Origin of the sequence: Pseudomonas sp. NFX71 (assembly GCF_048079215.1) — a bacterium.
In the GTDB taxonomy this organism is placed as follows: domain Bacteria; phylum Pseudomonadota; class Gammaproteobacteria; order Pseudomonadales; family Pseudomonadaceae; genus Aquipseudomonas; species Aquipseudomonas fluorescens_B.
This window is the reverse complement of record NZ_CP182230.1, coordinates 3,793,469-3,818,432: the sequence shown is the minus strand read 5'-3', so window position 1 is coordinate 3,818,432 and position 24,964 is coordinate 3,793,469. Positions and strand designations below refer to the sequence as shown.

The following is a 24,964-nucleotide window of genomic DNA, read 5'->3' as shown; positions in this document are numbered from 1 at the left end:
CACTGGAACCGACCCTCGATGCCGAACACTGCCGTTGCGCTCGACCTGTTATTGCTGCCGACCTGGCTGGTACCCGTCGAACCCGCTGGCGTTGTCCTCAAAGAGCATGGCCTGGGCATTCGCGACGGGCGCATTGTCTTTATCGGCCCGCGCGCGGCTGCGCTGAAGCTTGACGCCACCGAAATCCGCGAACTGCCGGACATGTTGCTCAGCCCCGGCCTGATCAATGCTCACGGGCATGCGGCGATGACGCTGTTCCGCGGCCTGGCAGACGATCTGCCGCTGATGACCTGGCTGGAAAACCACATCTGGCCCGCCGAGACCAAGTGGGTCGATGAAGCCTTTGTACGCGATGGCACCGACCTTGCCATCGCTGAACAGATCAAAGGTGGCATCACCTGTTTCTCTGACATGTATTTCTTCCCGAAGGTTGCCAGCGAACGCGTGCATAACAGCGGCATTCGCGCACAAATCGCGATTCCGATCCTCGATTTCCCGATCCCGGGCGCCAGCACGGCGGACGAAGCCATTCGTCAGGGCGTTGAACTGTTCAACGATCTCAGGCACCACGAGCGCATCAAAGTCACCTTCGGCCCCCACGCGCCTTACACCGTGGGCGACGAAAACCTGGAGAAAATCCGGGTGATCGCCGAAGAGCTGGACGCCTCGATTCACATGCACGTCCACGAAACCGCCTTCGAAGTGCAGCAATCGGTCGAGCAGCGCGGCGAACGCCCGTTGGCCCGACTCGCGCGCCTGGGCCTGTTGGGGCCACGCTTCCAGGCGGTTCACATGACTCAGATCAGCGATGAAGACCTGGTGATGCTGGTAGAAAGCAACACCCATGTGATTCATTGCCCAGAGTCGAACCTGAAGCTGGCCAGCGGTTTCTGCCAGGTGGAGCGGTTGTGGCAGGCTGGCGTCAATGTGGCCGTCGGCACCGATGGCTCGGCCAGCAATAATGACCTCGACCTGCTTGGCGAAACCCGCACCGCCGCATTGCTCGCCAAAGCCGTCGCCGGCTCGGCCACCGCGCTGGACGCCCATCGCGCCCTGCGCATGGCCACCCTGAACGGCGCACGCGCCCTGGGCATCGAGGCGGAGGTCGGCTCGCTGGAAATCGGCAAAGCCGCGGACATGGTCGCGTTCGACCTTTCCGGCCTGGCGCAGCAACCGGTCTACGACCCGGTTTCGCAGCTTATATATGCCACCGGTCGCGACTGCGTGAAACACCTTTGGGTGGGTGGCAAGCAACTGCTCGACGACCGTCGCCTGACCCGTCTCGATGAAGAACAGCTTTGCGCCACCGCCAAGGCCTGGGGCCGGCGCATCAGCGGCCACACCGAATCGTAAGCACCCCGGGGCGAACCGCCGGGGCAACAGGATTTTTCAAGTTTTAGAGGATGAACCATGAGTAACGTCGACTACGCCGAAATCGCCAAATTCGAAGCCCTGGCCCATCGCTGGTGGGACCGCGAAAGCGAGTTCAAACCGCTGCATGACATCAATCCGCTGCGGGTCAACTGGATTGACGAACGCGTCAACCTGGCCGGCAAGAAGGTTCTCGACGTCGGTTGCGGCGGCGGCATCCTCAGCGAGGCCATGGCTCAACGCGGCGCGACCGTGATGGGCATCGACATGGGCGAGGCGCCGCTGGCCGTTGCTCAGCTGCATCAGCTGGAATCCGGCGTGAGCGTCGAATACCGGCAGATCACCGCCGAAGCCCTGGCCGAAGAGATGCCGGAGCAGTTCGACGTGGTCACTTGCCTGGAAATGCTCGAGCACGTACCGGACCCGTCGTCGGTGATCCGCGCCTGCTTCAAAATGGTCAAGCCGGGTGGCCAGGTGTTCTTCTCCACCATCAACCGCAACCCGAAGGCGTATCTGTTCGCCATCGTCGGTGCCGAATACATCATGAAGCTGCTGCCGCGCGGCACCCACGACTTCAAGAAATTCATCCGCCCTTCCGAGCTCGGTGCCTGGAGCCGCATGGCCGGCCTGACCGTCAAGGACATCATCGGCCTGACCTACAACCCGCTGACCAAGCACTACAAACTGGCCTCCGACGTGGACGTCAACTACATGATCCAGACCCTGCGCGAGGAGTAAGCAGATGCGTATCAGAGCAGTTCTTTTCGACATGGACGGCACCCTGCTCGACACCGCGCCGGACTTCATTGCGATCTGTCAGGCGATGCGTGCCGACCGCGGCCTGCCGCCGATGAATGACAAGCACATCCGCGACGAGATCTCCGGCGGCGCCAGGGCGATGGTTGCCGTGACCTTCTCGATGGACCCGGAATCTCCGGGCTTCGAAGCACTTCGCCTGGAGTTCCTCGAGCGTTATCTCGCGGGCTGTGCGGTTCACAGCAAGCTGTTCGACGGCATGGTGGAAGTGCTGGCCGATATCGAAAAAGCCAACCTGATCTGGGGCGTGGTCACCAACAAGCCACTGCGGTTTGCCGAGCCGATCATGCAGCAACTGGGGCTGGCCGAGCGTTCGGCGCTGCTGATCTGCCCGGATCACGTGAAGAACAGCAAGCCGGACCCGGAGCCGTTGATCCTCGCGTGCAAGATGCTCGACCTCGATCCGGCCAGCGTGCTGTTCGTGGGTGATGACCTGCGTGATATCGAGTCCGGCCGCGATGCCGGCACCCGAACGGCCGCCGTGACCTATGGCTACATTCATCCGGACGATAACCCGCGGCATTGGGGGGCGGATGTGGTGGTCGATCATCCGCTGGAGTTGCGCAAGGTTTTGGATAGCGCGCTTTGTAGCTGCTAAACCGATGGTTTGCCGGAAACATAGTGGTGAGGGGATTTATCCCCGTTGGGTCGCGAAGCGGCCCCAAACCGTTAATTGCGGCTGCTCCGCAGCCGAACGGGGATAAATCCCCTCGCCACGGCAAGCCCGCTCGCCACTGGTTCGATGCACGATTTTGACGAGGTTTTTATGTTTGATTATTCCGCCCGCCCTGAATTGCTCAAGGACCGGGTCATTCTGGTCACCGGCGCTGGTCGCGGCATCGGCGCTGCCGCTGCGAAAACCTATGCCGCCCACGGCGCCACCGTACTGTTGCTGGGCAAGACCGAAGCCAACCTGACTCAGGTCTATGACGAAATCGAGGCCGCCGGCCATCCACAACCGGCCGTGATCCCGTTCAACCTCGAAACCGCCCTGCCCCATCAATACGATGAGCTGGCGGCGATGATCGAAACCGAGTTCGGCCACCTCGACGGCTTGCTGCACAACGCATCGATCATTGGTCCGCGCACCCCGATCGAACAGCTGTCCGGCGAAAACTTCATGCGCGTCATGCAAGTCAACGTCAACGCCATGTTCATGCTTACCAGCACGTTGTTGCCGCTGCTCAAATTGTCGCAGGACGCTTCGGTGGTGTTCACTTCCAGCAGCGTCGGCCGCAAGGGCCGTGCGTATTGGGGTGCATACGGCGTCTCCAAGTTTGCCACCGAAGGCCTGATGCAAACCCTGGCCGACGAAGTCGACACCGTGGCCCCGGTGCGCTCGAACAGCATCAACCCCGGCGCCACCCGCACCAGCATGCGCGCCCAGGCTTACCCCGGCGAAAACCCGCTGAACAACCCGACGCCCGAGGAGATCATGCCGGTCTATCTCTACCTGATGGGTCCGGACAGCACCGGCATCAACGGCCAGGCGTTCAACGCCCAGTAACGCCGTGCGTCGCTTTTGTGCCGTGGCGAATTTTTGTCATGGCACTCAACAAGTGACATAACTGAAGGTCATGCCAGTCAAATAAATGCCATCCGGCTCGGCAAAAACCGCCGAAAAACGACACAGGTTATTGATTAACAAGCAATTTAATCCGAATGAAACGAATGGCACGAGTTTCGCTCTATATCTGCTCAGACACGCCGTGTGAAAGCAGACGGGCCGACGCTCGCGTCGATAGGTTACTAATCTTCGACAAAGCAGATTAGACTTGCGCCAAATGTCCTACGGGACTGATGGACCAGTACGACGCGCAGCCCAAAGCCGCTCTCACCCAGCCTGTAAGACAGCCTTACTGCTTAGGGGCGCACGCCATATGAAATCACCTTCCCAGACCAACGCAATTGACTTCGATAGCGCCAAATTGCAACGCCTGGGCTTTGGTCAACAGCCCCTGCTTCTGAAGCGGCCGGTCAGTCTTGCGCAAGTGCGCCAGCAACTGAGCCTGCAACTGCAAACCACGCTTGAGCCACAACGCATTCTCGGGCTCTTCTACCGTGAAATTCACCGACTCGTGCCGCTCGACGCCTTAAGCTACCAGCACAAAGCCAGCGACTTGCGGCTGGAGCTCGGTCTGCGCGGTCACCACTCGATCAGTTACACCCTCAGCCATGAAGGCGAGCACCTGGGCGAACTGGTTTTCCGCAGAAATCAGCGCTTCAGCGAGCAGGAGCAGGGCAACCTCGAGTCGCTGCTGTCCGCATTGCTGTACCCGATGCGTAATGCCCTGCTCTACCGCGCCGCCACCCAAAGCGCCTTGCGCGACCCCCTCACGGACACCGGCAATCGCATTGCCATGGACCAGACGCTGCAACGGGAAATCGACATGTCGCGTCGGCATCTGCAACCTTTGTCGCTGCTGATGCTGGACATCGACCACTTCAAACAGATCAACGATACCCACGGCCACAGTGCCGGCGATGATGTGCTCAAAGCCGTTGCAGCCTCGATCAAAGGCCAGTTGCGCAACGTCGACATGGTGTTTCGCTTTGGCGGCGAAGAGTTCCTGATTCTGCTGTCCAACACCGGCCGCGAGGCGGCGGCCATGGTCGGCGAGCGGCTGCGGTTTGCCGCCCAGGCCAAGGATTATCTGGCCGATGGCAAGCTGATCGAGCTGACCGTCAGCCTCGGCTGTGCGACCCTGCTGCCCGGCGAGTCAGTCGAAAGCCTGTTGCGCCGGGCCGACAGCGCGCTGTATGTGGCCAAGCGTGAAGGACGCAACCGATTGGCGATGGCGGGCTGAAGAGTCGCCGGCGGGCTCGCAACCGTAGCGGCCCGCATTGACAGGAATCAGCGCACAGCGCCACGCAGTTCCCCGACCATCCCTTGCAACCTGGCAGGCTCTGCCACCTCGACCGCCACCGCCGGCCCCGCCACCAGGGTCACCCGCGACCACAACCGACGGAACACGCCTTTGTCGGGATCGCGACTGAAGAAACTCCCCCACAGCCCCTGCAATGCCAACGGAATCACTGGCACCGGCGTCTCTTCGAGAATCCGCGTCAGCCCGCCCTTGAATTCGCTGATCTCGCCGTCGGTAGTCAGTTTGCCTTCAGGGAAGATGCACACCAGCTCACCGTCCTTCAGGTATTGGGCGATGCGCGTGAAGGCCCTTTCGTAAATCTGAATGTCTTCCTGACGTCCCGCGATAGGAATGGTCCCGGCCGTGCGAAAGATGAAGTTCAGCACCGGCAGGTTGTAGATCTTGTAGTACATCACAAAGCGAATCGGCCGACGCACCGCGCCGCCAATCAGCAACGCGTCGACAAAGGACACGTGATTGCACACCAGCAGCGCCGCGCCCTCATCCGGAATCGCCTCCAGATTGCGATGCTCCACGCGGTACATGGAGTGGCTGAGCAGCCAGATCATGAAGCGCATGCTGAATTCGGGGACGATTTTGAAGATGTAGGCGTTGACGCCGATGTTCAGCAGCGACACCACCAGGAACAGATGCGGGATCGACAACTTGGCCAGGCTCAGCAACACGATCGAAACAATCGCCGAGACCACCATGAACAGCGCGTTGAGAATGTTGTTGGCAGCGATCACTCGCGCCCGCTCGTTCTCCGGGGTGCGTGACTGAATCAGCGCGTACAGCGGCACAATGTAGAAACCGCCGAAAACCCCGAGGCCGAGAATGTCGATCAACACCAGCCAGGTGTGACCAAAGCCGAGGATTTCGATCCAGCCATGGCCGTTGACGCTGTCGGGAATTGAGCCGGAATGCCACCACAGCAACAATCCGAACACGGTCAGACCGAACGATCCGAACGGCACCAGCCCGATCTCGACTTTGCGTCCGGACAGTTTTTCGCAGAGCAGCGAGCCGAGTGCGATACCCACCGAGAACACGGTAAGAATCAGCGTCACCACGGTTTCGTCACCGTGCATCCACTCCTTGGCATACGCCGGGATTTGCGTCAGGTAAATCGCCCCGACAAACCAGAACCATGAGTTACCGACAATCGAGCGCGATACCGCCGGGGTTTGCCCCAGGCCCAGTTTCAAGGTAGCCCATGATTGACTGAAGATATTCCAGTTCAGGCACATTTCCGGCGATGAAGCCGCTGCCCGGGGAATGCTGCGACTGGCCAGATAACCCAGCACTGCAATGCCGATGATCGCCGTGGACACGATGGGTGCGTAATGCGCGGACGACATCATGATCCCGGCGCCGATGGTCCCGGCGAGGATGGCCAGGAAGGTGCCCATTTCCACCAGCCCGTTGCCGCCCACCAGTTCTTCTTCACGCAAGGCCTGAGGCAGGATCGAGTATTTCACCGGCCCGAACAGCGCCGAGTGCGTCCCCATGGCAAACAGCGCCAACAGCATCAGCGACAGGTGATCGAAGACAAATCCGACTGCACCGACCGCCATGATCGCGATCTCCCCGAGCTTGATCAGGCGAATCAGCGCGTCCTTGGCGAACTTCTCGCCGAACTGACCGGCCAGCGCCGAAAACAGAAAGAACGGCAGGATAAACAGCAGCGCACACAGATTGACCCAGATCGAACGATCACCCTCGATAGTCAACTTGTACAGAATGGCGAGGATCAACGACTGCTTGAAGACGTTGTCGTTGAACGCCCCGAGGGACTGGGTCACGAAAAACGGCAGGAAGCGCCGAGTGCGAAGCAGGCTGAACTGTGAGGGGTGACTCATCTTCCGTGTTCCTGAATTTGGGTAGAGAGTGGCGTGGATACCATTGTTGGAATGTCGATCGTCGATCCAGGCCACACCTTACCTAATCTTTGCCGGTTATTTGTTTAATCCTGCAATGCACGGCGAGACAAACAACTCGCCCCGCCATGCGCCCTGCACGGTGCGTTTGGCGACGATCAGCCACATCACGGCCAGCATCGCCACCAGCACACAGCCAAAGGCACTGAAAAACGTCAGGTTCAAGGTACTGGCCAGTTTCAACGTTGCCAGAGAATAGACGCCCAGCGGAAAGGTGAACCCCCACCAGCCGAGGTTGAAGGGTATGCCGGCGCGCAGGTAACGGCCGGTGATCAACAACGCGATCAGCATCCACCACAGACCAAAGCCCCACAAGGTGATCCCGGCCACCAGCCCAAGCCCGGCGGCGATCTCACCGATTCCCGGTAAACCGTTGGCGGCAAAGATCGCCGGTGCGTCGCCCCCCAGCAGCAACATCCCCAGCGCCCCGGTGCCAATCGGGCCGAGCGCCAGCCAGCTCGAAGCGGCCATGTTTTCGTGGGGCAGTTTGTGCAGCGCCATGCGCAGCAACAGGATCGTCAGAATGCTGAACGCCACCGGCAGGGAAAATGCCCAGAGCACGTAGCTGGTGACCAGCACCATCAGTTGCGAATGAGCGTCGGCCAGATGCGGCGCCAGCAAGCCGCCGCTGGCCGCCGCCACTTCCGCAGCCACCACCGGCAATAGCCAGACGGCAGTCATCTGATCGATGCTGTGTTCCTGGCGGGTAAACATCATGTAGGGGATCAGCACCCCGCAGGCCAGCGACATCGCCACGTCGAGCCACCACAGCGCTTCGGCAACATGAATCACGCCCTCGCCCCAGCGCGGCAGGCCGAACACCAGAAAACCGTTGATGATCGTCGCCAGTCCCATGGGAATCGTGCCGAAAAACATTGATACCGTGGAGTGGCCGAAAATCCGTCGTGCTTCGTCGAAGAACAGCACCCAGCGTGCCGCGTACAGTACCGTGAACACAGCGAACAGAAAGATATTGAACAGCCAGAGGGCTTCGGCAATCGCTTGCAAGCCCGTGCTCGCGACCGGCAACTGCGCCAGCGCCAGCGCTAGAACGCCGGTGCCCATGGTCGCGGCGAACCAGTTCGGAGTGAATTGGCGGATCACTTCGCGCGGATGCTGCAAATGACTGAACGGTTTAAGGCCGGGCTTGGCGGTTTCAGAGCATGTCATGTCGAATTCCTCTCCTCGGTTGAGGTGGAATCCATGGTAGATCCGAATCGAATATCGATATAACGGGTAATATCTCTAACTGTTATCTATTTAGCAGATATAGCATCAGACACTGCCTTCCGATTCGATCACCAATACCCTCGCCACACCCAGCGGATGCGCCACATGCTCGGTGCCTACAGCGGCGTAAAAGATATCTCCTACATTCAACATCACCTCTTTCTCCAGACCTGCTTCGCGGTAGTGCATCTGCACCTGGCCATCGAGCACGACGAACACTTCCTGACCGTCATTGATGTGCCATTTGTAGGGCTGGTCGGTCCAGTGCAAACGGGTGGTGATGCCATTCATGTTCGCGATGTCGAGCGCACCCCAGGCACGGTCAGCGGTGAAGGATTGGCTGCGGATGATTTTCATGGTCGGTCCGTGGAAATGAATGGCAGTGCCAAGGCTAGCGATCATTAAACATCGGCGCTACAGACTTTGATGGGCTGCTCACGCTGCAACGCCAATAAGGCACCGACAGACAGGATGATCAGCACCGCGCCATAACCGTCGGTGGTGGTCACCAGGCCAAACGTCCGCGTCAGGCTCCCCGCCAGCAACGATGGCAAACAGAACGCCAGGTAACTGAGCACATAAAATGCTGACATCAACCCTGCCCGTTCATGGGGCAGCGCCAGTGGTACCAGACTGCGCACCGAGCCGAGGAATCCGGCACCGAATCCGCAACCGGCCACCAGTGTGCCAAGGAAAAACAAAGGCAGGCTGGCGCTGTGCACACCCAGTAAAAGCAACACGACACCTGCTGGCAGGAAGGTGCCCCCTAACTTCAGAGCCTTGGCGGCGGGCTGGTTACGCAGGATGAAGATCATCAGAGCGCCAGTCAGTGTCAATGCCGCTACTGCCGCCCCACCCATCAGATTCGAGGTTGAACCGGTAGCGGTGCGCAACAACGAGGGGGCAAGCGAGGCAAAAAAACCGCCGAGCGCCCAGGTCGAGAGATTCAGCGGCAACACCCGCCACAAAGTGGCGCGTGCCTGGGTCGGTACATGCAGGGTTGGGCGCAACGAGGCCCATGCCCCCGGCTGCGGACTGACGCTTTCCGGCAGGCGCCAGACGTACAGCGCCTGCATCACAAACAGCGCGAGCAGCACCCAATAGGTCAACTGCAACGGCAGCGGCGCAAACTCGGCCAGCAAGCCGCAGCCCATACCGCCAATCGCCATGCCGAGCAGCGGTGCAACGCTGTTGACCAGCGGCCCCTGATGGCGATCGATGTCGAGCAGCGCGGCACTCAATACGGCAGTGGCCATCCCGGTGGCAAACCCCTGAAGGACCCGCGCACTGATCAACCAAACTACGCTGTCAGCATTGATAAACAGCAGCATCGCCAGCAGGTTCAGCAGGACAGCCGTGAAAATGACCGGCTTGCGCCCCAGATGATCCGAAAGCGAACCGACGGTCAGCAGCGCCACCAGCAAACTGATGGCGTACACACCAAAAATCACGGTCAGGGTCGTTGCCGAGAATTGCATTTGCTCCTGATACAAGTGATACAACGGCGTCGGTGCCGTGGAAGCGGCGAGAAAACTCAGTAAAGTGATCGCCAGAAACCACAGGCTTGAACGGTTGGAAGCTGAATTCGACATGCGCACACTCCGCAAAAGCTAATTTTTTGCTTTTGCGGAGTGTGCTATTCGCCAGCGCTTAAAGCAAATTATTAGTGTTAAGGTCCGATGCATGGCTATTAAAGAAGGTTTACGCCCTGGCGGACGCAGCGCCCGGGTGCAAGAGTCGATTCACTCGGCGGTCCGCGCACTTCTTGAAGAGCAGGACCGTTCCACCGTGACCGTCCCGCAAATTGCTGCGCGCGCAGGGGTTACGCCGTCGACCATTTATCGACGCTGGGGCGATTTGTCGACATTGCTGGCGGATGTTGCCCTGGCGCGCATGCAGCCCGATAGCGAACCGGCCAACACCGGCAGCTTGCGGGGAGACGTGCGAGCGTGGGCGGAGCAGTATCTGGACGAAATGAGCTCCGAACCTGGCCGCAACATGCTGCGCGATGTGCAATCGAGCCTGACGCCGGGCTTTTGCACAGCGCTCATTGGCGGGCAGTTGCAAACGATTCTGGATCGCTATCCTGATCAACCGAAACCGAATGTTGATCGACTGATCAATCTGGTGGCGGCGCCTTCGGTGTTTCGCATTCTGTTTTCGGCGGCACCGCTGGAGGTTGAGGAGCTGCATCAGTTGATCGAGATTGCGTTGAGTCAGTGAGGGCTTCTTCGCGAGCAAGGCCCACACATTTAACCGAGTTTTCCTATAAGCATGCAGCCGAATGTGAGAGCGGGCTTGCTCGAGAAGGGGCCTGAAAAAACACCTTGGATACATCCGAAACACCGCCTGCGACACCCCACCACGCCACGACCTTGGTCGACACTGACTAACGCAGACGGTCGTGCGAGACTGTCTGTCCGGGCGGGAGTCCCGGTATCTTTTGTCTGGAGTTCCCATGTCGCTGTCCAGCGGGCTGATCGCCGCCGTTGCCCTGGCCTATATGGCCATCATGTTCGCCATCGCCTTCTACGGTGACCGTCGCAGTACGCCGTTACCGCCGCGGGTGCGCGCCTGGGTGTACAGCTTGTCGCTGGCGGTCTATTGCACCAGCTGGACGTTCTTCGGCGCCGTTGGCCAGGCCGCCGAACAACTCTGGTCGTTCCTGCCGATCTACCTCGGGCCGATCCTGCTACTGGTCTGCGCACCGTGGGTCCTGCAAAAAATGGTGATGATCAGCAAGCAGGAGAACATCACCTCCATTGCCGACTTCATCGCCGCCCGTTACGGCAAATCCCAGTCGCTGGCGATTGTCGTGGCGTTGATCTGCCTGGTCGGTGTACTGCCTTACATCGCGTTGCAACTCAAAGGCATCGTGCTCGGGGTGAACCTGCTGATCGGTGCCGGTGCCGACGCCATGGGCACTCGCGCCCAGGACACGGCGTTGATTGTATCGCTGGTGCTCGCGCTGTTTACCATCGTGTTCGGTACCCGCAACCTCGACGCCACCGAACACCACCGGGGCATGGTGCTGGCGATTGCCTTCGAATCGCTGGTCAAGCTGTTCGCGTTTCTGGCGGTCGGCGCGTTCGTGACCTACGGCCTGTACGACGGCTTCGACGACCTGTTCGATCAGGCGATGCTCGCACCGCGCCTTGAAGCGTATTGGAAGGAAACCATCAACTGGCCATCGATGGTGGTGCAAACCGGCGTGGCGATGATGGCGATCATCTGCTTGCCCCGGCAGTTCCACGTGACGGTGGTGGAAAACATCGACCCACAGGATTTGCGCCTGGCCAAGTGGGTCTTCCCGGCGTACCTGGCGTTGGCGGCCTTGTTCGTTGTCCCAATCGCCCTGGCCGGTCAGATGCTGCTGCCCAGCTCGGTGTTGCCGGACTCGTTTGTCATCAGCCTGCCATTGGCGCAAGCCCACCCCGCGCTGGCGATGCTGGCCTTTATCGGCGGTGCCTCGGCGGCAACCGGCATGGTGATTGTGGCCAGCGTGGCGCTGTCGACCATGGTGTCCAACGACATGCTGTTGCCATGGTTGCTGCGCCGCAATAACGCCGAGCGGCCGTTCGAAGTATTCCGCCAGTGGATGCTCTCGGTGCGCCGCGTCAGCATCGTGGTGATTCTGCTGCTGGCCTACGTCAGCTATCGCCTTTTGGGCTCCACCGCGAGCCTGGCGACCATCGGCCAGATCGCCTTCGCCGCCGTGACCCAACTGGCACCGGCCATGCTCGGCGCACTGTACTGGAAACAGGCCAACCGCCGCGGCGTGTTCGCCGGCCTCGCCGCCGGGACATTCCTGTGGTTCTACACGCTGGTCCTGCCGATTGCCGCCCACAGCCTCGGTTTATCGTTGAGCAGTTTCCCCGGCCTGGCCTGGTTGCACAGCAACCCGCTAAACCTGCCGCTCACCCCACTGACCCAGGGCGTGGTGCTGTCACTGGCCGCCAACTTCACCTTGTTCGCCTGGGTATCGGTGCTGTCGCGCACACGGGTTTCGGAACACTGGCAGGCTGGCCGTTTCATCGGCCAGGAGATCAGTGCCCGCCCCAGCGCCCGCTCGATGCTGGCGGTGCAAATCGACGATCTGCTGCATCTGGCCGCACGGTTTGTCGGTGAAGAACGCGCCCGTCAGAGTTTTATCCGTTTCGCTTACCGACAGGGCAAAGGCTTCAACCCGAACCAGAACGCCGACGGTGAATGGATCGCCCACACCGAGCGCTTGCTGGCCGGTGTGCTCGGCGCCTCCTCGACCCGCGCCGTAGTAAAAGCCGCTATCGAAGGTCGGGAAATGCAACTCGAGGATGTCGTGCGAATCGCCGACGAAGCCTCGGAAGTGCTGCAGTTCAATCGCGCACTGCTGCAAGGCGCGATCGAGAACATCACACAAGGCATCAGCGTGGTCGACCAGTCGTTGCGACTGGTGGCGTGGAACCGGCGTTACCTGGAGCTGTTCAACTACCCGGACGGCTTGATCAGCGTTGGCCGGCCGATTGCCGACATCATTCGCTACAACGCCGAACGCGGTCTGTGCGGTCCGGGCGAAGCCGAAGTGCACGTCGCCCGCCGTTTGCACTGGATGCGCCAGGGCCGCGCCCACACCTCTGAACGACTGTTCCCCAATGGTCGTGTGATCGAGCTGATCGGCAACCCGATGCCGGGCGGCGGTTTCGTCATGAGTTTTACCGACATCACCGCGTTCCGCGAAGCCGAGCAGGCGCTGACCGAAGCCAACGAAGGCCTGGAGCGGCGGGTCACCGAGCGCACCCACGAGCTGTCGCAACTCAACGTGGCGCTGACCGAAGCCAAGGGCACCGCCGAGTCGGCCAACCAGTCGAAAACCCGTTTCCTCACGGCGGTCAGCCACGACCTGATGCAACCGCTGAACGCCGCGCGACTGTTTTCTGCAGCGCTGTCCCATCAGGAAGACAGTTTGTCCAGCGAAGCGCAGAAACTGGTCCATCACCTGGATTCGTCATTGCGCTCGGCCGAAGACCTGATCAGCGATCTGCTGGACATTTCCCGCCTGGAAAACGGCAAGATCAACCCGGATCCGAAGCCGTTTGTGCTCAATGAACTGTTCGACACGCTCGGCGCAGAATTCAAGGCGCTGGCCCGGGACCAAGGGCTCAAATTCCGCGTTCGCGGCAGCACGCTCCGGGTCAACAGCGACATCAAACTGTTACGTCGGATCTTGCAGAACTTTCTGACCAACGCCTTTCGCTACGCCAAGGGGCCCGTGCTGCTGGGGGTTCGTCGGCACAAGGGCGAACTGTGCCTGGAGGTCTGGGACCGTGGGCCGGGGATTGCACAAGACAAACTGAAAGTGATTTTCGAAGAATTCAAACGCCTGGACAGCCACCAGACCCGTGCCGAGAAAGGTCTGGGCCTGGGCCTGGCGATTGCAGACGGGTTGTGCCGCGTTCTGGGCCACACCTTGCAAGTGCGTTCCTGGCCGGGGCGCGGCAGTGTATTCAGCGTCACCGTTCCGTTAGCCAAGGCGCAAATCGCGGCGCCGGCCAACGTCACCGAGCTCAACGGCAAACTCCTGAGCGGCGCGCAGGTGCTGTGCATCGACAACGAAGACAGCATCCTGGTTGGCATGAACAGCCTGCTGACCCGCTGGGGTTGTCAGGTCTGGACAGCGCGCAACCGCGACGAATGTGCGGCCCTGCTGGGCAATGGCATGCATCCGCAACTGGTGCTGGTGGATTATCACCTGGACGATGGCGAGACCGGGACCGACTTGATGGCCTGGTTGCGAACCCGCCTGGGCGAGCCGGTGCCAGGCGTGGTGATCAGCGCCGATGGGCACCCGGAAACCGTGGCCCAGGTGCATGCAGCGGGGCTGGACTACCTGGCCAAACCGGTGAAACCGGCAGCGTTGCGGGCGTTGTTGAGTCGGCATTTGCCGTTGTAAGCCCAAAAGATCACAGCCTTCGGCAGCTCCTGCAGGGTTTTGTGTACATCTGCAGGAGCTGCCGAAGGCTGCGATCTTTTTGATTTTACTCGGGCAACTCTGCCAACCCGTCCACATCGGTCATCGCCCGCTCCAGCAGGTCCGCCGGCAGGCTTTTACTCGCTCGCGCGCCCAGCAACTTGAGCTGCTCACTGCGGCTGACCAGATTGCCACGGCCTTCAGTCAGCTTGTTACGCGCCGAGCTGTAGGCCTTGTCCAGTTGCTGCAAGCGATTGCCGACTTCATCCAGGTCCTGAATGAACAGCACGAACTTGTCGTACAGCCAACCTGCCCGTTCGGCGATTTCCCGGGCGTTCTGACTCTGGCGCTCCTGCTTCCACAGGCTGTCGATGACACGCAGGGTGGCCAGCAACGTGGTCGGACTGACGATCACGATGTTACGGTCGAAAGCCTCCTGGAACAGGCTCGGCTCCGCCTGCAACGCCGCGGAAAATGCCGCTTCGATGGGGACGAACAGCAAGACGAAATCCAGGCTGTGCAAACCGTCGAGCCGCTTGTAATCCTTGCCGGCCAGGCCTTTGACGTGAGTGCGTAGCGACAGCACATGCTGCTTGATGGCGATCTGGCCGATGGCATCGTCTTCCGCCGACACGTATTGCTGATAAGCCGTCAGGCTGACCTTGGAGTCGACAACCACCTGCTTGTCGCCCGGCAGATAAATGATCACGTCTGGCTGGAACCGCTCACCGTCCGGACCTTTGAGATTGACTTGGGTCTGATACTCGCGGCCCTTCTCGAGGCCGGCGTGTTCAAGCACCCGCTCAAGAATCAGCTCGCCCCAGTTGCCCTGGGTTTTCTGCCCTTTCAAGGCGCGGGTCAGGTTGGTGGCTTCATCGCTCAGGCGCAGGTTCAGCTGTTGTAGGCGCTCCAGCTCCTTGGCCAGCGAGAAGCGCTCGCGCGCCTCGGCCTGATAACTTTCCTCGACCCGCTTTTCAAACGACTGGATGCGCTCCTTCAAAGGATCGAGCAACTGGCCCAGACGCTGCTGACTGGTTTCGGCGAAACGCTGCTCGCGCTCGTCGAAGATCTTGCCGGCCAGTTCGGCGAACTGGGCACGCAATTCGTCTCGCGAGCCTTGCAGGTCGTTGAGACGCTGCTGATGGCTTTCCTGTTGCTCGCGCAGCTCGGCGTTGAGGGAGGCGGCCTGGGCGTCCAGACGTCGCAACTCAGCCTCTTTGCCGGCCCGTTCGATATTCCAGGCGTGGGACGCATCGCGGGCGTCATCGCGCTCGATCTGCAACAGTTCGACTTCACGGCGCATCGCGGCAAGGTCTGCCTGTTTGGCGGCGTTGGCCTGCCCCAGATCGGCAATCTCGTCGCGACAGGCTTCGAGCTGGGCGTTCAGTCCATCCTGGGCCAGTTGGGTCATGGCCAGGCGTTCTTCCAGCAGGGCAACATCCGACTGCGAGGCGCTCGCCCGGCGCTGAAGTTGCCAGGCCAATGCCAACAACGGCAGTGCAGCCCCCGCCAGCCCGAGCAATATGCTGGTCAAGTCCATCGCCATCGCCATTCCTGCCCATTCGATAAAGCTTGAAGGTTAACCAAGGTGTCAGGTCTTGGACAGCTCAGTCTTCGATCAGGCCCAGTTCCTGTTGGGCGCGTCGATCCCCTGCCCGCGCGGCCTGACGCAAAAGGTCCTGGCCGATTCGGCGATCCCGGGCATTCCCGCATTCGCGGCACATCAACTGGCCGAGACGGCTTTGCGCGGCCACTACGCCTTCTCGGGCCGGTTGCTTGAGCAATCGCCCGGCGAAGTGTTTGACGTTGCTGTTTTCACCCAGGCGCGGGCTGTCGAGCAGCCACTCGGCCACACGCATCGAAAAGCGCTTGGGCGGGGTAACACGGGGAGGTGTAGAGGTTACAGAAACGGGTACTGAGCGAAACTTCATAAAGCACTGTGGGGCAGATCGGAAGGCGCGCCACTCTACTCTTTTTTTCTTACAGGTAAAGCCTAAAAAAACCCGGCACGCCCGTGCTAGAGCAAGCGCTCGGGACAATCCACAGAAGCTGTGGATAACTCAGTGGACAACCGCCCTTGAACTCTCGCAAAGCCCTGTGGAATGGGGCTCGCAGTCAAACTGACGATTTTTTCACCAGTAAAAAAAAGCGATGTTTTTCATTGACTTAAATTTTGGTTGCAGGCACCCACTGCGCTGGAGGGCAAGATGACAGTGGGGTGACAACTCGCGCAACTTATGTGCACAAGTGCCTCCGAGACAGTTATATCGATGCGCTTTTTCGGCGCATTTTGTTAGCCGGTCTGGGGATAAACCCTGCCAAACCCTTGGTTCAGGCTTACTTTGACCCGATGAACGTCGCAGACCGACCGTCGGATTTTGAGCCATTACAAGGCGATCATGGCTGCCAATTAACACCTGCGAGGTGATACCAGAAGATGTTTTTGGCTAACACACTTCCTTTCTGCAATTCAATCCGTTACTATCCGCGGCGTTAGTACCAAGCTGAAAGTCAATTCTGGTCGAACAAATCCCCCCGATATGCCTTCCAACAGGAAGCATCAATCGAACAAGCGGGATCGACCACCTCGATGGTTTCCAGGTAAAACTTGCGTCAACACTGCCTTTGAATCGAAAACAAAGGGTGTTGCGAAGCTCATTTACTCTGACCGAACCAGCCTGCAAATTGATCAGGATCTTCACCCCGGGCCCAGAACCTTTGCCCTTGATGTGTTGCCTGCCCTCCTAAGTACCTACCTGCCAGCCCAAGCGCGCCAATTTAATCAGCGCTTCAAACTGGCTGCTTTGTTCCAGTCGGGTTCTTCGTTCGACCAATGGTGGTCGTCGTCACTGGAACGTTTTAACTTTGCACGGTTCTTATCCGTGTCGCTTGTAGGAACACCCATTAAATGACTACTCAAATCCACACCCAGGATGCTATCCGCACCCTAACCAACGCTTTTGCCCCAATGAACTGCCTGATCATGGCCGCTCGCAAAGGCTGCTTCAGCTTCACACTGGTCAACGAACACGGCATCGCTCGTCACAGCGAACGCCTGTACCCCGATCAATACTCCAGCGCCGAGCCGCTGCAGGCTGTGATCGAGCGTACCCGTCAGGCACTGGTTGCCTGATACGCCGCAAAGGCTGAAAACCTCAGAAGCCTCGCTGAAAAGCGGGGCTTTTTATTGCCCGATATTTCTGTTTTCGCGCCCGCCGCGTAAGCACTAACCGATATAACGGTTATAACTGGCTGCCGGAAATATTTTAAAAACAGTCCTTTACAGCGCGAATATGACACTACACTTCAACTCAAGCGGCCTGAGCCGCTTCCGGCGAGCCTGATTCGATCCACCCGCTGCCAACGCTACCTTCAGGACTCGCCGACCACTTCATGTTCGAGGGTTTTATGGGTATCGCTGCCAGCGAACTGTGCCGCTATGTGATACGTCCGACATTGATCTACCTTGGGCGCCATAGCGCAACCGCCGAATCCCTGCTGCTGGGCATCGCCGCCAGTCAGTCAGCCTTGGGCTCCGCCCTGCACGATCGCCGTGGACACGGCCTGTACCGAATCGCCGAACCCCGCCACCAGGCACTCTGGGACCATTACCTGGCACTTGATCCGGAGCGCGCCAGCCTGGTCCGCGGCCTGGCCAGCCAGCATGCTTTCCTGAGCGGCCCGCACCTCGAACTGACCGTCAACCTGCGTTATGCCACCGCCATCGCCTGGCTGCTGGTCGAAGAACAGAACACTCCGCTTCCCGAAGCAGACGACCTGCTGGGAATGGCCCGCATCTGGCGCCAGACCTTCCAGCCTCAAGGACGCCTGAGAGACTTCACCTATGCCTGGCAAACCTGTGTTTCACCATTGAATCAGGTTGCCTGCTAATCCCCCCCCTTTTCCGAAGATCGCGCAACACGCCGCGATTTGGTCGGATTGTCCTACAAAACCGCTCTAAATCAAGGCATACAGCCTATGGCGCTGGGACGAAAATGTTGGTAATTTTCGGCCCGGTGATCACCAAGAGTTCTAATAATGAAAAAAGTAATGCTCAAAACCACCCTTAGCCTTGCCGTTGCCGTGGCCTCCACCCAAATCTTCGCAAGTGGCTTCGCCCTCAATGAGCAAAGCATCAGCGGAATGGGGACAGGTTTTGCCGGGCGATCTTCTTCTGCCGACGACGCTTCCACCGTTTTTGGCAACCCTGCCGGTATGTCTCGCCTCAAGCGCGAACAAGTAACCGGTGGCGTTGCATTTATTGACGCACACACAGACATCAGTGATGCCAGTTCCCGCCCTAATGGTGGCTCCAACAAAGGTGACATGGTCCCTTTCATGGGCGTCCCTATGGGTTACTACGTCAAGCCTATCGACGATCATTGGGCATTCGGTCTCGGTGTATACGCACCGTTCGGCCTGGTGACCGACTATGAGAACAACTTTGCCGGTCGTTACTTCGGTAGCAAGAGCGAAGTCAAAATCGTCACCCTGCAGCCAACCGTCAGCTATGCCTTCAACGACAAGGTGTCGATCGGTTTCGGTCCGACCATCAACCGTATTGACGGCACTCTGGAATCGAACCTGTCGGCAACGCAGGCCCGTCCAGACGGCAAGGTCAAGATCGAAGGTGACGACACTGCGCTTGGCTACAACTTCGGTATCCTGGTTCAAGCCACCGATAGCACTCGCGTCGGCCTGACCTATCACTCGAAAGTGAAATACAAGCTCGAGGGCAACACCAAGGTCAACTACCAACTCTTCGCGCTGCAGGGTCAGAACCCGAGCCAGAAGTACGACGCGTCGCTGGACATCACCACGCCTGAATCGGTCGACTTCTCGTTGACTCATAAGCTGGACGACCAATGGACGCTCTACGCCGGTAGCACCTGGACTCGCTGGAGCCGCCTGAAAGAGATCTCCGTCGAGAACGAAGGCGTTCCAGCGGCCCTGCGCCCTCAGTTTGGCACCATCACCGAAGAACAGAACTGGCATGACACCTGGGCTCACGCCATCGGTGCTTCGTATCAAGTGAACAAGCAATGGGTCCTGCGTACCGGTTTCTCCGTCGATCAGGCGCCGACCAACAACGAGAACCGTTCCCCACGCATTCCGACTGGCGATCGCAAGATTTTCAGCCTGGGCGCCGGCTGGAGCCCGACCGACGACCTGACCATCGACGTCGCGTATTCGTACCTGGTCGAAGAGTCGGTCAAGATCAACGAGACCAACGCTCGCAACCAGAACTACACCGCCAAGTATGAAAACTCGGCAAACGGTTTCGGTGTGGGTGCAACCTACCGCTTCTGATGACTCACGGCGAGCCTGAACCGCTCGCCGCTTGAATCAAAAAAGCCCCGCGCTCTTGTACAGAGGCGGGGCTTTTTAGTGGGTATCGATCAGGGCTGCGAGGCCAGTGCTTTCTCCACCGCCTCGATAAACTCGGGGTCATCAGGCTTGGTCAGGCTGGAAAAATTGGCGATCACTTTGCCCTTGCGATCGACCACGTATTTGTAGAAGTTCCACTTCGGCGCATCACTCTGCGAAGCGAGCACCCGGAACAGGTGGGTCGCGTCGTCACCGCGGACTTTCTGCGGTTCGGTCATGGTGAAGGTCACACCGTAATTGACGTAGCACACCTTGGCGGTCTCTTCGCCGTCCTTGGACTCCTGCTTGAAGTCGTTGGAAGGCACACCAATCACCTCCAGGCCCTGGCCCTTGTAACGCTGGTTCAGCGCCTCAAGGCTTTTGAACTGGGGAGCGAAACCGCAAAAGCTGGCGGTATTGACCACCACCAGCGGTTTACCGGCAAAGCGCTGACACAGGTCGATGGATTCCTTGGCGCGCAGCTTGGGCAACGAGCCTTGCAACAGCTCCGGGCACTCGGTGGCTTGTGACAATCCGGTAAACGCCACCAGTAACGCGGGAACGGCCAGCCAGCGCATCAGCATGTCCATACCTCCTTGAAAAGTCGTCTGAAACGAACTTACTCGCCCTCACCTCGTGCTAGCAAGCACCCATACCCAATTGCATCAACGCCAGCCCGCCCTGATGCCAACCCCACCACGCCAACGCCAGCAGTAACACGCCGCCCGTTGCCACGGCGATCCGCGGCCAGAGGCTGTTCATGTCGCACTCATCCGGGTTTGCAGGCGCGCCACCGGCCGCTCACGCACCGGCCAGTTCAGGGCAGCCGCCAACAGACTCAAGAGAATCGCTACCTGCCAGATCAAGTCATAGCTCCCGGTCCGGTCATACACCACCCCGCCCAACCAGCCACCCAGGAATGATCCGAGCTGGTGGAACAGGAAAACAATCCCACCGAGCATGGACAGATTTCGCACGCCAAACAAGGTCGCCACGGTGCCGTTGGTCAATGGCACCGTCGACAGCCACAGGAAGCCCATGGCCATGCCAAACAGATACGCCGTGGTCGTCGTCACCGGCGCCCACAGAAACAGGACAATGACCACGGCCCGCAGTAAATACAGGCCGGTGAGCAAACGCGGCTTGGACATCCGCCCGCCGAGCCAGCCCGCCGTGTAAGTACCGAAGATGTTAAACAAGCCGATCAGCGCCAGCACCGTCGTGCCGACCGTGGCGGGCAAATGCTGATCCACCAGATACGCCGGCAAGTGCACGCCGATGAACACGACCTGGAAACCGCAGACAAAAAAGCCGAACGACAGCAGCCAGAAGCCCGAATGGGAACAGGCTTCACGCAAGGCTTCGGAGAGGGTCTGTTCATGACCGAAAACTGGCAACGGCTTGTCCTTGAGCATGCTCACCAGCGGCACGATCAGCGCGACCAGCAGGCCCAGCGCCAGCAATGCCGCCGACCAGCCGAGCCAACCGATCAAACCCAGCGTGCCAGGCACCATCGCGAACTGGCCAAAAGAGCCGGCTGCGCTGGCGATGCCCATGCCCATGCTACGTTTCTCTGGGGGTACCACGCGGCCAACCACGCCCAGGATCACCGAAAATGAGGTGCCCGACAGCCCGATACCGATCAACAGGCCCGCGCTCAACGACAGGGTGACCGCCGAATCGGACAACCCCATGAACAGCAGGCCCATCGCGTAGAGCACGCCGCCGATCAGCACCACTTTCGCCGCGCCGAAGCGGTCGGCCAGCGCACCGGTGAAGGGCTGCGCCAGCCCCCAGATCAGGTTTTGCAGGGCGATGGCAAAGGCAAACGTCTCACGCCCCCAGCCAAATTCGGCACTCATCGGCGCCAGGAACAACCCGAAGCCGTGTCGCACGCCCAGAGACAACGCAAGGATCAGCGCACTCCCCACTAAAACCCAACCGCAAGTACGCCACATCGATGTCATTCTTATTCTCCGGTAGCGGGTATATACCCGCTTAAGATCGGAAAAACCGGCGTCACGCCAGTTCGTCCAGCAACTTCAGCAAAATTTCGCGTTTTTCGGCACCCAGTCGATCAACCAGTCGCTGCTGCGCCGCCTCCCAGGCTGGCAACGCCGCGGTCAAACGCTCAGCGCCAGCCTCGGTCAGCTTGACGATGCGATTGCGCATGTCTTCGCCCTCGACCAGCCTGACCAGGCCTTCGCCCTCCAGCACTCGCAGATTACGACCGAGGGTACTGCGGTCCAGGCCCATGGCCTCCGCCAGGACGGAAATACTCGGTTCATTCAGACGCTGCAGATTGCACAGCAAAGAATACTGGGCAACGTTGATTCCGAAGCCGTCGAGAGCGCCGTCGTAATGCCTGCTGACGCCACGGGCGGCGCGACGCAGGTTGATGCATAAACATTGGGATTCGAGCATGGTGCGTGTATATACCCGCGGTTAAATGAAAGCAAATTTTTAAAACATGTCACCCGTAGGAGCAAGCGGTGCGGCGATCCTACAAAACTAATGCAAGCCCTACGATCACCGTCATTTCCAGCAACTCTAGCAATGCACCGGCCGTATCGCCCGTGGTCCCGGCCAGTCGCCGCAGCATCACCTGTCGCAACCAAAAGAAGACCAGTAAAGCGATTACCAACGCCAAAACACCGCCGAGACCTGCAATCAGCACACACGCCAACGCACTGACCGCCAGCACCCACTTGCCCGCCAATCGCGGAAGATGATCGGCCAGTGCCTGCCCCAAACCACCGGCCCGCACATAGGGCGTGGTCAGGAACAACCCCAGCAACGCGGCACGGCCAATCAACGGAACGACGATCAGGAAAACGCTGTGTTGTTGCTCGATCAATGCCAGCAGCGCAGCGAACTTGAGCAGCAACACCAGCACCAGCGTCACCACCGCGATCGGACCGCTGCGCGGGTCTTTCATGATCGTCAGCGTGCGTTCACGGTCGCCGAATCCACCGAGCCAGGCGTCGGCGCTATCGGCCAGACCGTCGAGGTGCAACGCTCCGCTGAGCAATACCCAAACCGTCAGCAACAGCGCTGCGTGCAGTATCAAAGGCGTGCCGAGCAACAGCCAATTCAGCGCCCACAAGATCGCGCCAAACAGCAGCCCCACCAACGGATAAAACAGCAGGGAGCGCCCCAACTCCTCGGGCGCCGGCATGCCCGGCAGACGAATCGGCAGACTGCTCAAAAATTGCAGGGCGATCCAGAACGGCAACATGATCAGATCGCTTCCTTGAGGATGACGCCAGTCTCGATGCTCAGAGAAAACAGCGCACCATGGCCGACTTCAACGTTCAGCAACTGCTCACGTGGCAAGCCCCGCGCCTGCGCCAGCAACAAACGCATGACGCCGCCATGGCTGATCAGCAAAACACGTTCGCCCGCATACGCCGCATGCAACCGGGCGACAGCCGCCAATACCCGCGTCGAAAAATCCTCGACCCGCTCCCCTTGAGGTGGCGTAAACGAATAAGGGTCAGCCCAGAACAGGCCCAGCGCTTCGGCATCGGTTTGCATCAACGCCAACGCGCTCTGCCCTTCCCACGCACCGAAATGCAGTTCCTGCAGATCCTTATCCAGCTGCACGGGCAAGCCCAGTTGCGCCCCGAGCTCTTGCGCGAACCGCGCACAACGTTGCAACGGCGAACTGACCAGACGATCCCAAGGCCCCTGCTCGACCACCGCCGCGCGCATCTGCGCCCAACCTGTGTCGGTCAACGCGTCGTCGAGGCTGCCGCGCAGGCCGCCACCGAGTTCGGTTTCGCCGTGGCGCAACAGATCAAGGCGCAAAGTCATGCCGGACGATCCGCCACGGCCGCTTCGGCGAACGTCGCCATTTGTCCGTGAAGGTCGCACGCCAGGCGCAGCAGCGGCACGGCCAACGCAGCGCCGCTGCCTTCACCCAGACGCAGGCCGAGATCGAGCAACGGTTCGGCGTTCAAGGTTTCCAGCACATGACGATGACCCGGCTCGGCGCCGCGATGACCGAACAACAGCCACGGGCGGCAGTCAGGATTCAGGCGCACCGCCACCAACGCCGCAACGCTGCAAATGAACCCGTCGACCAGCACTGCGATGCCTTCCTGGGCACACGCCAGGTACGCGCCGACCAACGCTCCAATTTCGAAACCGCCGAGGCTGAATAGGGTTTGCAGCGCGTCGTCACGCTGAGCGCGGTGCAAAGCCAAAGCGCGTTCGATGACCTGGGCCTTGAGGCTGACACCCGCCGCGCTCAGGCCGGTGCCCGGCCCGGTCAAGTGCAGCACCGGGCAATCCAGCAACGCACAAGCCAACGCGCTGGCCGCCGTGGTATTGCCGATGCCCATTTCGCCACCGATGAACAACTGCGTACCGGCGGCGCTGGCACGCTGCACACTGTCACGACCGGCCTGCAAGGCGAGCGCGCCCTGCGCTTGAGTCATGGCGGGACCTTCAACAAAATTCGCGGTGCCTGCGCCGATGTTCAAGTGCCGCACGCCCGGCAGATTCAACGATGGCGTCACGGTCCCGAGGTCGACCACTTCGAGGGAAGCGCCGAGCTGGCGCGCCAGCACACTGATCGCCGCGCCACCGCTGACGAAGTTGTGCAGCATCTGCCCGGTGACTTCCTGGGGAAACGCCGACACGCCTTCGGCGACCACGCCATGGTCACCGGCAAAAATCGCAATCCACAACTGATCCAGGCTCGGTTTGACCTGCCCCTGCAACCCGGCCAATTGCACCGCTACCGACTCGAGCCGCCCAAGAGAGCCGGCGGGCTTGGTCAGCTGCTGTTGCCGTGCCTGAGCCTGTTCGACGGCTTGAGCGTCAACCGGCTTGCACGGATTCAGCCACCAGGTTTGAGTCATAACGCAGTTCCTTTCAAGGTCAGGGGCAGGCCGGCGACGGTCAGGACGACTCGCTGACAGCGCTCGGCCAAGGCTTGATGCAGCCAACCGGCTTCATCGACATAGCGGCGAGTCAATTCGCCCAGCGGCACGACACCCATTCCGGTCTCGTTGCTGACAAAAATGATTTCACCCGGCAATTCGGCCAGGCAGTCCAGCAAGGCTTCGCGCTCGGCGGTCAGTCGCTCGGCGTCGTCGAGCATCAGCAGATTGGTCATCCACAGGGTCAGGCAATCCACCAGCAGGCAACGATCGGCGCGGGCGGATTCGCGCAGGACGCGGGCGAGTTCAACGGGCTCTTCGATCAGCGCCCACTCGGCCGGACGGCGTGCACGGTGATGGGCGACCCGTTCGTTCATTTCACCGTCCAGGGGTTGGCTGGTGGCGATGTAGGTCACGCTCAGGTGGCTGTCGGACGCGAGTTTCTCGGCCAGGCGACTTTTGCCGGAGCGGGCACCGCCGAGGATCAGTTGCAGCATGGTTCATTCCTTTCAATCTTCGGTGACTGTGCCGGCCTCA

24 protein-coding genes are annotated in these 24,964 nt (G+C 60.1%); 10 read left to right on the top strand and 14 right to left on the bottom strand.

Going from position 1 to position 24,964, the window contains the following annotated elements; all coding sequences use genetic code 11:
• The first annotated feature begins 18 nt into the window (after positions 1 to 18).
• The 5 genes from ACM1ZW_RS17685 to ACM1ZW_RS17665 all read left to right on the top strand — a co-directional run bounded on the left by ACM1ZW_RS17685 (position 19) and on the right by ACM1ZW_RS17665 (position 4,994).
• Positions 19 to 1,353, top strand: a complete 1,335-nt coding sequence (locus ACM1ZW_RS17685) for a TRZ/ATZ family hydrolase (protein WP_414878564.1) — start codon at positions 19 to 21, stop codon at positions 1,351 to 1,353.
• 57 nt (positions 1,354 to 1,410) lie between these two features.
• Positions 1,411 to 2,109, top strand: coding sequence for a bifunctional 2-polyprenyl-6-hydroxyphenol methylase/3-demethylubiquinol 3-O-methyltransferase UbiG (gene ubiG, locus ACM1ZW_RS17680; protein WP_038982154.1), 699 nt, complete (start codon positions 1,411 to 1,413; stop codon positions 2,107 to 2,109).
• A 4-nt stretch (positions 2,110 to 2,113) separates the two neighbouring features.
• Positions 2,114 to 2,785, top strand: a complete 672-nt coding sequence (gene mupP, locus ACM1ZW_RS17675; RefSeq protein ID WP_017337291.1) for an N-acetylmuramic acid 6-phosphate phosphatase MupP — start codon at positions 2,114 to 2,116, stop codon at positions 2,783 to 2,785.
• A 168-nt stretch (positions 2,786 to 2,953) separates the two neighbouring features.
• Entirely contained in the window at positions 2,954 to 3,694 is a 741-nt protein-coding gene (locus tag ACM1ZW_RS17670; protein WP_008031809.1) for a YciK family oxidoreductase, read from the top strand.
• Positions 3,695 to 4,067: 373 nt separating this feature from the next.
• On the top strand, positions 4,068 to 4,994 hold the full coding sequence (locus ACM1ZW_RS17665) for a GGDEF domain-containing protein (protein WP_017337290.1): 927 nt from the start codon (positions 4,068 to 4,070) through the stop codon (positions 4,992 to 4,994).
• 47 nt (positions 4,995 to 5,041) lie between these two features.
• Here ACM1ZW_RS17665 and ACM1ZW_RS17660 read toward each other — a convergent pair whose 3' ends face one another.
• The 4 genes from ACM1ZW_RS17660 to ACM1ZW_RS17645 form a co-directional block, all read right to left on the bottom strand.
• The gene (locus tag ACM1ZW_RS17660; protein WP_416738966.1) at positions 5,042 to 6,916 is read right to left on the bottom strand and encodes an MFS transporter; all 1,875 of its coding nucleotides are present in this window, start codon (positions 6,914 to 6,916) and stop codon (positions 5,042 to 5,044) included.
• A gap of 96 nt (positions 6,917 to 7,012) precedes the next feature.
• A complete protein-coding gene (locus ACM1ZW_RS17655; RefSeq protein WP_416738965.1) occupies positions 7,013 to 8,164 on the bottom strand; it encodes a TDT family transporter in 1,152 nt (383 codons plus the stop codon).
• Between the two features lie 105 nt (positions 8,165 to 8,269).
• Positions 8,270 to 8,581 (bottom strand): cupin, encoded by a 312-nt coding sequence (locus ACM1ZW_RS17650; protein ID WP_017337287.1) that lies wholly within the window; start codon positions 8,579 to 8,581, stop codon positions 8,270 to 8,272.
• 44 nt (positions 8,582 to 8,625) lie between these two features.
• Entirely contained in the window at positions 8,626 to 9,816 is a 1,191-nt protein-coding gene (locus ACM1ZW_RS17645; RefSeq protein WP_414878560.1) for an MFS transporter, read from the bottom strand.
• Between the two features lie 91 nt (positions 9,817 to 9,907).
• Here ACM1ZW_RS17645 and ACM1ZW_RS17640 point away from each other — a divergent pair, with 91 nt between their 5' ends.
• Both ACM1ZW_RS17640 and ACM1ZW_RS17635 read left to right on the top strand, forming a co-directional pair.
• Entirely contained in the window at positions 9,908 to 10,447 is a 540-nt protein-coding gene (locus ACM1ZW_RS17640; protein ID WP_017337285.1) for a TetR/AcrR family transcriptional regulator, read from the top strand.
• Between the two features lie 235 nt (positions 10,448 to 10,682).
• Positions 10,683 to 14,153 carry a PAS domain-containing hybrid sensor histidine kinase/response regulator gene (locus ACM1ZW_RS17635; protein WP_017337284.1) on the top strand — a complete coding sequence of 1,157 codons (3,471 nt, stop codon included), beginning with the start codon at positions 10,683 to 10,685 and terminating at the stop codon, positions 14,151 to 14,153.
• Positions 14,154 to 14,238: 85 nt separating this feature from the next.
• Here ACM1ZW_RS17635 and rmuC read toward each other — a convergent pair whose 3' ends face one another.
• Positions 14,239 to 15,603 carry a DNA recombination protein RmuC gene (rmuC, locus tag ACM1ZW_RS17630; protein WP_416740819.1) on the bottom strand — a complete coding sequence of 455 codons (1,365 nt, stop codon included), beginning with the start codon at positions 15,601 to 15,603 and terminating at the stop codon, positions 14,239 to 14,241.
• Between the two features lie 175 nt (positions 15,604 to 15,778).
• On the bottom strand, positions 15,779 to 16,102 hold the full coding sequence (locus ACM1ZW_RS17625; RefSeq protein WP_017337282.1) for a sel1 repeat family protein: 324 nt from the start codon (positions 16,100 to 16,102) through the stop codon (positions 15,779 to 15,781).
• Positions 16,103 to 17,079: 977 nt separating this feature from the next.
• Between ACM1ZW_RS17625 and ACM1ZW_RS17620 the strand changes: the two genes are divergently transcribed.
• The 3 genes from ACM1ZW_RS17620 to ACM1ZW_RS17610 all read left to right on the top strand — a co-directional run bounded on the left by ACM1ZW_RS17620 (position 17,080) and on the right by ACM1ZW_RS17610 (position 19,481).
• Positions 17,080 to 17,304 carry a hypothetical protein gene (locus ACM1ZW_RS17620; RefSeq protein WP_008031832.1) on the top strand — a complete coding sequence of 75 codons (225 nt, stop codon included), beginning with the start codon at positions 17,080 to 17,082 and terminating at the stop codon, positions 17,302 to 17,304.
• Positions 17,305 to 17,579: 275 nt separating this feature from the next.
• On the top strand, positions 17,580 to 18,062 hold the full coding sequence (locus ACM1ZW_RS17615) for a hypothetical protein (RefSeq protein WP_008033583.1): 483 nt from the start codon (positions 17,580 to 17,582) through the stop codon (positions 18,060 to 18,062).
• A 147-nt stretch (positions 18,063 to 18,209) separates the two neighbouring features.
• Entirely contained in the window at positions 18,210 to 19,481 is a 1,272-nt protein-coding gene (locus ACM1ZW_RS17610) for an OmpP1/FadL family transporter (RefSeq protein ID WP_414878557.1), read from the top strand.
• Between the two features lie 89 nt (positions 19,482 to 19,570).
• Here the strand turns inward: ACM1ZW_RS17610 and ACM1ZW_RS17605 are convergent, their stop codons facing one another.
• From ACM1ZW_RS17605 to cobU, 8 genes are all read right to left on the bottom strand, one after another.
• Positions 19,571 to 20,122: a glutathione peroxidase gene (locus ACM1ZW_RS17605; RefSeq protein WP_416738964.1), complete on the bottom strand. Its 552-nt coding sequence runs from the start codon at positions 20,120 to 20,122 to the stop codon at positions 19,571 to 19,573.
• A 55-nt stretch (positions 20,123 to 20,177) separates the two neighbouring features.
• Positions 20,178 to 20,300: a hypothetical protein gene (locus ACM1ZW_RS17600; protein WP_017337278.1), complete on the bottom strand. Its 123-nt coding sequence runs from the start codon at positions 20,298 to 20,300 to the stop codon at positions 20,178 to 20,180.
• Positions 20,297 to 21,505 carry an MFS transporter gene (locus ACM1ZW_RS17595; RefSeq protein WP_017337277.1) on the bottom strand — a complete coding sequence of 403 codons (1,209 nt, stop codon included), beginning with the start codon at positions 21,503 to 21,505 and terminating at the stop codon, positions 20,297 to 20,299. The genes ACM1ZW_RS17600 and ACM1ZW_RS17595 overlap by 4 nt, the downstream gene beginning before the upstream one ends.
• A gap of 52 nt (positions 21,506 to 21,557) precedes the next feature.
• The gene (locus tag ACM1ZW_RS17590) at positions 21,558 to 21,962 is read right to left on the bottom strand and encodes a MarR family winged helix-turn-helix transcriptional regulator (RefSeq protein ID WP_017337276.1); all 405 of its coding nucleotides are present in this window, start codon (positions 21,960 to 21,962) and stop codon (positions 21,558 to 21,560) included.
• 79 nt (positions 21,963 to 22,041) lie between these two features.
• The gene (locus tag ACM1ZW_RS17585) at positions 22,042 to 22,776 is read right to left on the bottom strand and encodes an adenosylcobinamide-GDP ribazoletransferase (RefSeq protein WP_017337275.1); all 735 of its coding nucleotides are present in this window, start codon (positions 22,774 to 22,776) and stop codon (positions 22,042 to 22,044) included.
• Between the two features lie 2 nt (positions 22,777 to 22,778).
• Positions 22,779 to 23,354, bottom strand: coding sequence for an alpha-ribazole phosphatase family protein (cobC, locus tag ACM1ZW_RS17580; protein ID WP_017337274.1), 576 nt, complete (start codon positions 23,352 to 23,354; stop codon positions 22,779 to 22,781).
• Positions 23,351 to 24,406 (bottom strand): nicotinate-nucleotide--dimethylbenzimidazole phosphoribosyltransferase, encoded by a 1,056-nt coding sequence (cobT, locus tag ACM1ZW_RS17575; RefSeq protein WP_414883288.1) that lies wholly within the window; start codon positions 24,404 to 24,406, stop codon positions 23,351 to 23,353. The genes cobC and cobT overlap by 4 nt, the downstream gene beginning before the upstream one ends.
• Complete coding sequence (gene cobU / locus ACM1ZW_RS17570; protein ID WP_017337272.1) at positions 24,403 to 24,924, bottom strand: bifunctional adenosylcobinamide kinase/adenosylcobinamide-phosphate guanylyltransferase; 522 nt, start codon at positions 24,922 to 24,924, stop codon at positions 24,403 to 24,405. The genes cobT and cobU overlap by 4 nt, the downstream gene beginning before the upstream one ends.
• Positions 24,925 to 24,964 lie beyond the last annotated feature (40 nt).